We start from the raw sequence: 6,603 nt of genomic DNA on the forward strand, positions 1-6,603 counted from the left end.
TCAGATGTGTAAAAGGGACAGCGCCTGGTGGTGGCGCGGGGCGGCGAGCCCCTGCTGGCGCTGGCGGTGGAGCCGCTGCGCCACACCTACGAGCAGGCGATCCCCGCCCGCCTGGGCAAGGCCGGCCCCCCGCCCGACAGGTGATGGGCCAAGATGGATTCTCTGCTGTGGTGGGAAAGCCCGTGCCCTGCGCCCCCCGCGCCGATCAACGCGATGCGCACGGTCCGCTGACCACCGACACCAAGGCCCTTGGGGGGCCTGAGAGCGAGCGCCCCGACAAGCCGGAGGAGGCCTGCGGCGTGTTCGCCGTGCTGGCCGCCGAAGAGGCGGTGGCGAACCTCACCTATTTCGGGCTCTACGCCCTGCAGCACCGGGGCCAGGAGTCGGCCGGCATCGCCGTCTTCGACGACGTCAAGGTGCGGCTGCACAAGGACATGGGCCTGGTGAGCCAGGTGTTCGACCAGGAGGTGCTGGAGCGGATGCCCGGCCAGCTGGCGATCGGCCACAACCGCTATTCCACCACCGGCAGCAGCAAGGTCTGCAACGCCCAGCCGGTGGTGCTGATGACGCGCCTGGGGCCCCTGGCCCTGGCCCACAACGGCAATCTGGTGAATGCGGCGGAGCTGCGGGACTCGCTCGCGCACTTGGCCGGGGAGTTCACTTCCACCACCGATTCGGAGCTGATCGCCTTCGCCCTGCAGGAGGCGGTGGATTCGGGCCTGGGCTGGAACGCCGCGATCCGCAAGGCGGCCGGCCGCTGCCGCGGCGCCTTCAGCCTGGTGATCGGCACCCCCGACGGCCTGTTCGCCCTGCGCGACGGCCATGGCATCCGGCCGCTGGTGTTCGGCCTGCTGGGGGAACCGGAGCAGGGCCAGTGGGTGGCCAGCAGCGAGACCTGCGGCCTCGACATCATCGGCGCCAGCTTCGTGGATGACGTGCAGCCCGGCGAGCTGATCCACTTCCGCCAGGCCGATCCGATTCCCGAGCGGCAGCGCTGGTGCGAGGAGCCGCCCAAGCTGTGCGTGTTCGAGATGATCTACTTCGCCCGGCCCGACAGCCGCTTCTTCGGCGAGTCGCTCTACAGCTATCGGGTACGGATCGGTGAGGTGCTGGCCCGGGAAACGCCCGTGGAGGCCGACATCGTCATCGGCGTGCCCGATTCGGGCATCCCGGCGGCGATCGGTTATTCGCACGTGAGCGGCATCCCCTTCGCCGACGGCCTGATCAAGAACCGCTACGTGGGCCGCACCTTCATCCAGCCCACCCAGGCGATGCGGGAGGCGGGCATCCGGGTGAAGCTCAACCCCCTGCCCGATGTGCTCTTCGGCAAGCGGGTGGTGGTGATCGACGACTCGATCGTGCGCGGCACCACCAGCCGCAAGCTGGTGCAGGCGCTGCGGGATGCGGGCGCCACCGAGGTGCACATGCGGATCAGCTCGCCGCCCGTCACCCACCCCTGCTTCTACGGCATCGACACCGACACCCAGGACCACCTGATCGCGGCGCGGCTGACGCTGGAGGAGATCGAGCGGCACCTGGGGGTGGATTCGCTCGCCTATCTCACCAAGGGCGGCATGGTGGAGGCGGCCCAGGCCCATTCGAGCCATTTCTGCACCGCCTGCTTCGACGGCCAGTACCCGATCGAGATGGATGACGAGGTGCGTAACAGCAAGCTGATGCTCGAGCCCACCGGCCTGGCGGCGCGGGTGTAGGCCCGGCGGCCGGCCGCAGTATGCGCATCGCCTTCCTGGATTCCTGGCTGCAGGAGGTGGCCGAGGGCAGCGGCACGGCGGCGGCCATCGGCGGCCTGGCCGGGGCCCTGATCGCCCGGGGCCACACGGTGGAGCGGCTGGTGCCCGAGGGGGCCTGGCCCCGGAATCTGCTGCTGCGCCGCCTCTGGTTCAACCTCACCCTGCCCCGGCGTCTGGCCGCCGCCGAGGGCCGCTACGACCTGGTGGTGGGCTTCGACATCGACGGCTTCCGGGTGGCGCACCGCTGCCCGGTGCCCTATGTGTGCTGCATCAAGGGGGTGCTGGCCGAGGAGTCACGCTGCGAGAGCGGCTGGCCGCGGCTGATGCTCTGGGGCCTGTCACGGCTGGAGCGCCTCAACGCCCGCCGGGCGCCGCTGGTGCTCTCCACCAGCCGCTACTGCTGCGCGCGCATCGAGGAGCACTACGGGGTGCCTGAGGGGCGGCTGCGGCTGGTGCCGGAGGGGATCGACACCGGGCTCTGGAACCCGGAGGGCGGGGATACCGTCGCCCTGGCCGCCTTGGATGGGGCCCGCGAGCCCCACACCGTGCTGTGCGTGGCGCGCCAGTACCCCCGCAAACGGGTGGGGGATCTGATCACGGCGTTCCAGAGCGTGCAACAGCGGCTGCCCAGCGCCCGGCTGGTGGTGATCGGCGACGGCCCGGAGCACGGGGCGCTGCGGGAGCTGGTGGAGCGGCTGGGGCTGGGGGCGGTGGTGCAGCTGCTGGGGGCCCTGCCCGACGACGGTGCCGTGCGGGAGTGGTACCGGCGCAGTGCGTTGTTCTGCCTGCCGTCGATCCAGGAGGGCTTCGGGATCGTGTTCCTCGAGGCGATGGCCAGCGGGCTGCCGGTGGTGAGCACCACGGCCACGGCGATCCCCGAGGTGGTGCCCCACGGGAAGGCCGGGCTGCTGGTGCCGCCGCGGGATCCTCAGGCGCTGGCCGAGGCCCTGCTGCAGTTGCTCACCGATAGCGAGCGTCAGCGGAGCTGCCGCGCCTTCGGCCGCACCCACGTGGTGCCCTTCAGCTGGGACCGGGTGGCGGAACGATTCCTGGAGGCGGTGAATCCTGCGCTGGCGCCGACATCGGACCCACGCTGAACGGGCCGGGGAGAACGGAATTTCCTCCTCATCAGGCTTAGGCTCGGTTGATCGTGCCACCCCTACGTTCACGTTGATCTTCCGTGGCCAGCCCCACCAAGGTTCTGTTCATCGGCATCGATTCGGCAGATAAAGATCTGATCCTGCAGTGGTCGAGCATGGAATTGCTGCCGACCTTTTCCAGATTGCTTGAACAATCGGCCTGGGGATTCACCACCACGCCTGTCGGCTTCTATGTGGGCGCCGTGTGGCCGTCGTTCGCCACAGGTGTCTCAGCTGCCCGCCATGGTCGCTACAACTTCAGCCAGCTGAAAACGGGAACGTATGAGACCTATCGCCACAACAGCTTCGAGCTTGAGGGTGATCGGTTCTGGGATGTTCTGAGTGCATCAGGTAAACGGGTGGCCATCATCGATGTCCCCTTGACCCCTCCGTCGGAGCGGCTCAATGGCATGCAGATCACTGATTGGGGGGTGCATAAAGCCAACAAGCATGATGTCTTCCACGCCTACCCTTCCACGCTGGCCTCCGAGGTGGAAGCCGAGTTTGGACGAAATCCGATTCCCCGGTGCAACGACATCGATCGAACGCCCGAGGGCTTCCAGCAGTTCGTGGAGGCCATGATCGCGCGAACCAATTCCAAGGAAAAACTCTCAACGAAGTATTTACGACAGGGACCTTGGGATCTGTTTCTCACCGTCTTCACCGAGCCCCATTGTGTCGGCCATCAATGCTGGCATCTCCATGATTCCAGGCATGCTGATCATGATCCGCTCCTGGCCGCGTCGCTTGGAGATCCCCTGCTGGCGGGCTACAGGGCGCTGGATGCTTCCATTGGACGTCTGATCTCGGAAGTGGACAAGGACACCTACGTCTTTGTCTACAGCAGCCATGGCATGGGCCCGCAGGATGGGGTGAATTCCTTCCTGGAGCGCATCCTCCTGCGTCTGGATCAACACGATGCAGCGAAGCTGCCCACACCAGCACCGACGAGCCTGGCTGATCGCCTTGCCAGGAAGATTCGGACCTATGCAAGAAGCCCCGAGCTGCTGTTGTGGCGATTCAGAAAGTTCCTGGACCCAGGCCTGGCGTTTCCCGTGCCCGACTTCGCGGCAGTGACGCTTCATGTGCAGGATCGCCGGTACTTCATGCTGAGCAACAACGACGCCTGCGGAGCGATCCGCATCAATGTGGTTGGCAGAGAGCCGCGCGGAAAGGTCAACATGGGAGATCAGTATGAGCAGGTCTGCCAGCAGCTGGTGGAGGAACTGAAGGCGATTGTTTATGTGGACACAGGGGAGCCGGTGGTGAAGGAGATCCTGCGCACCTCCCACCATTACGAAGGCCATCACCTTACCGATCTTCCAGACCTGATCGTTGAGTGGCATCGAAAGGATTTCCCACAGTCGATTGAGTCCGCGAAGATCGGTCGGCTCCACAATTCCTACGCCGGTGTCCGTACCGGGGATCACAGGCCGGAAGGCATCGTCTTTGTGACTGGGCCGGGAGTGCCACCGGGAGAAATCAGTCGATCCGTTTCTGCTCTCGATTTCGCGCCTACATTGGCGCGCCTGCTGAATGTCCAACTTCCCGGGGCCGAAGGAGCTTGTATGGAGTGCATTCAGAATGCCATCGTGGCCTCTGTCTCGGATCCATTGGACTTCAGACAAGAGGACATTCAAGTCAGCAAGATTTAGACGAATGACCGGTATCGATGTCTCTGTTATTCTGCCCACGTACAATCGCGCCCATAAGCTCAGCGAGGCGCTTCGGTCTGTTTATGCCCAAGAGTATGGTGGTACCGTTGAAATCATTGTTGTTGATGATTGCTCGCAGGACAATACCGTTAGCTTCGTTCAGCAGAACTATCCTGATGTCCATCTGATCAGCTTGAAATCCAACGTCGGACATGGTGCTGCACGCAACCATGGCCTGCGCGTTGCCCGAGGGAGATTCATTGCTTTTCTTGATTCCGATGATACCTGGAGACCGGACTACCTGAACGTCCAGGTCTCAACGCTGCAGAGGCAGCCATCCCATGGCATCGCCCTCAGCGGAGTGGAGGTGCGGTGGAACGGTCAATCGGAGTTTGATTCGCAGACACCTGATTTCAATCGCTATATGTCGCCGATGTATCAATCGCTGCTCGTCGGCAGGCATTTTCTGCGTTCCGGTCCCTCTGCCTTGCTGTTCTCCCGTTGTGTCTTTGACCACGTCGGTCTCTTTGATGAGCGACATCGGGTTGGCGGTGACATTGATCTGTATCTGCGTTGCCTGGGAGCCGGATTCACCACGGCATTCACTGAGCTACCTCTAGTGATCAAGAATGAGGGATCGCCTGATCAGCTGACCAGCCCAAAGAATCTTCGGCTCAGAGAAAAAAGTGTGATGTCCCGCGTTGAAGGATTTTACTCTCGTTATGGTGCAGCGATGCGGGATCAAATCCCCCCAATCCACAGGATCCATGCCAACAATCAGCTTAGATTTGCCGAAGCTTACTTCAGCAACAACTATCTTTTCCATGGGCTCAGATCCTGCCTCTTGGCCGCATTCAATGGCTATTCGCTTCGGGCGCTTTCCTCTGGAACGAAGCAGATCACCAGAAGATTGTCACGTCGTTGGAAGATTCTTGTTTCGTCTAGGCCATGGGGCGTGGACTGAAGGCATGGGCGCTGCTCTGACGTCTCCTGATCGGGATCACGCGCCGGATGTTCGTCGGATCGTGACCAGGCCGCGGCTGCGGCCCGAGGTGGAATCAAGGGTGCGGATCGCCTTCCAGAGGTCGGCGACCGGAACCCACACCGAGGGGTAGCGGTAGCGGGCCACATCGAGGATCAGCACCCGGTCGCTGGGGGCATGGAAGGCGGCCAGCGGGGCGATGTGGCCGCCGCCGGCCTGGCCGAGGGCCGGGCGCAGGTAGTTGGCGACCAGGCGGTCGCCGGGCTGGCTGAGGTTGGCGCGCAGCAGGGCACGGAACTGCTCGAGGCTCAGCTGGTCGCCGTGGATCGCTTCGGCCTCCACGCCGTGGGCCGCCAGCAGGCCGGCCAGTTCGGTCAGGGTCATGCCCTGGCGCCGCACCACCTCAGCACTCACCACCTCCCGGCCGGCCGGCACGTCAAAGACGTTCTCCTGGGTCCAGAAGCGGTAACGGCCGTAGCCCGGTACGGGCGGGGCGGGCACGGCCAGGCTGTTGAGCACCATGGCGGTGCTCGCCACGCCGCAGTAGGCGAGGTTGGCCTGGGTGAGGAACTGCTCGGCCAGGGGGCCGTAGTCGTCCCGTGCGCCGCTCGCCACCAGCAGGTCCATGCCCGCCGGCTCCATCAGGGGGATCGGCGCCGCCCGCAGACGACCGGTCGCCAGCGGTGCCGCCAGGGCCAGCGCCAGCAGCACCAGGCCGGGGAACGGGAATGGGGGGCGCGAAGGCATGGCATTGAAGGTAGGGGCGCCATCGCTGGGCTGGGGGTCAGCCGCGCCCGCGATCAGCCGAGCTCCAGGCAGGCCAGGCCGTAGACGTCCGCCAACGACACCGCCGGAGGGACGCCCCGGTACATGCGCAGGGTGCGGGAGACAGGGCTGAACCCCAGCGACGCCAGCAGCGGGGCGGCGGCGCCATTGGCGCCGGGGGCATCGATCAGCACCGGGCCGGGATGGCGCTGCAACAGGCCCTCCAGCAGGGCCCGGGCGGCGGCGGGACTGTCGGCGACAAGGGGCCCGACACGCCAGCCCTCGCCATCGGCCAGCAGGCAGGGCCGCAC

6 protein-coding genes are annotated in these 6,603 nt (G+C 65.1%); 4 read left to right on the forward strand and 2 right to left on the reverse strand.

Going from position 1 to position 6,603, the window contains the following annotated elements; all coding sequences use genetic code 11:
- Positions 1 to 227 precede the first annotated feature (227 nt).
- The 4 genes from purF to VB737_RS13775 all read left to right on the forward strand — a co-directional run bounded on the left by purF (position 228) and on the right by VB737_RS13775 (position 5,509).
- A complete protein-coding gene (gene purF, locus VB737_RS13760; RefSeq protein WP_500313785.1) occupies positions 228 to 1,712 on the forward strand; it encodes an amidophosphoribosyltransferase in 1,485 nt (494 codons plus the stop codon).
- Positions 1,713 to 1,732: 20 nt separating this feature from the next.
- Positions 1,733 to 2,848: a glycosyltransferase family 4 protein gene (locus tag VB737_RS13765; protein WP_500313775.1), complete on the forward strand. Its 1,116-nt coding sequence runs from the start codon at positions 1,733 to 1,735 to the stop codon at positions 2,846 to 2,848.
- 83 nt (positions 2,849 to 2,931) lie between these two features.
- Positions 2,932 to 4,545, forward strand: a complete 1,614-nt coding sequence (locus tag VB737_RS13770; RefSeq protein ID WP_500313777.1) for an alkaline phosphatase family protein — start codon at positions 2,932 to 2,934, stop codon at positions 4,543 to 4,545.
- Positions 4,546 to 4,549: 4 nt separating this feature from the next.
- The gene (locus VB737_RS13775) at positions 4,550 to 5,509 is read left to right on the forward strand and encodes a glycosyltransferase family 2 protein (RefSeq protein ID WP_500313779.1); all 960 of its coding nucleotides are present in this window, start codon (positions 4,550 to 4,552) and stop codon (positions 5,507 to 5,509) included.
- Between the two features lie 36 nt (positions 5,510 to 5,545).
- Here the strand turns inward: VB737_RS13775 and VB737_RS13780 are convergent, their stop codons facing one another.
- Positions 5,546 to 6,274 carry a phytochelatin synthase family protein gene (locus VB737_RS13780; RefSeq protein ID WP_500313781.1) on the reverse strand — a complete coding sequence of 243 codons (729 nt, stop codon included), beginning with the start codon at positions 6,272 to 6,274 and terminating at the stop codon, positions 5,546 to 5,548.
- Positions 6,275 to 6,327: 53 nt separating this feature from the next.
- A partial coding sequence (locus VB737_RS13785; RefSeq protein ID WP_500313783.1) for a GNAT family N-acetyltransferase occupies positions 6,328 to 6,603 on the reverse strand: 276 nt, incomplete at its 5' end.

The organism is Synechococcus sp. BA-120 BA3 (assembly GCF_034931285.1).
GTDB lineage: Bacteria > Cyanobacteriota > Cyanobacteriia > PCC-6307 > Cyanobiaceae > Cyanobium.